The organism is Streptomyces sp. SID12501, assembly GCF_010550245.1.
Classification (GTDB): domain Bacteria; phylum Actinomycetota; class Actinomycetes; order Streptomycetales; family Streptomycetaceae; genus Streptomyces.
The window spans coordinates 1-443 of sequence record NZ_JAAGLU010000647.1 but is presented as its reverse complement, the minus strand read 5'-3'; the positions used below and the strand labels follow the sequence as shown (position 1 = coordinate 443).

The 443-nt window shown below is 74.3% G+C and carries 1 protein-coding gene; it reads right to left on the bottom strand.

All coding sequences use genetic code 11. The features are described from left to right. Positions 1-443, bottom strand: a 443-nt coding sequence (locus G3I71_RS47715; RefSeq protein ID WP_275409455.1) for an IclR family transcriptional regulator, incomplete at both ends; no start/stop codon positions are given.

Sequence of the window (443 nt, the reverse complement as noted above, 5' to 3'; positions counted from 1 at the left end):
GTCCTCGCTGGGTTCGGAGCCGGAGTACTCCCGGCTGATGGTGTCGGCGCTGCGGCGTACCAGGGGCAGCAGTTCGAGCAGTTCGTCGGGGCCCGCGACCACACCGGGCGCGGAGACGGACATCGCGGCGACGACCCGCCCGCCCGGGCCGCGCACGGGCGCGCCCACGCAGTTGAGCGCCTCCTCGTGGCCGCCCAGGTCGGCGGCCCAGCCCTGCCGGCGCACCAGGGCCAGCTCGGTCAGGAAGGCGTCCGCGTCCGGGGTGGAGCGGGCGGTGTAGCGGGGGTATTCGATACGCGCGGCCAGGCTCCGCCGGTCGGCCTCCGGCAGGTCGGCCAGGATCACCTTCGCGACGGCGGCCACGGTCAGCGGGACGGGGCGGCCGATGCGGGAGTACATCCGGACCGGGTAGCGGCTGTCGACCTTGTCGATGTAGACTACCT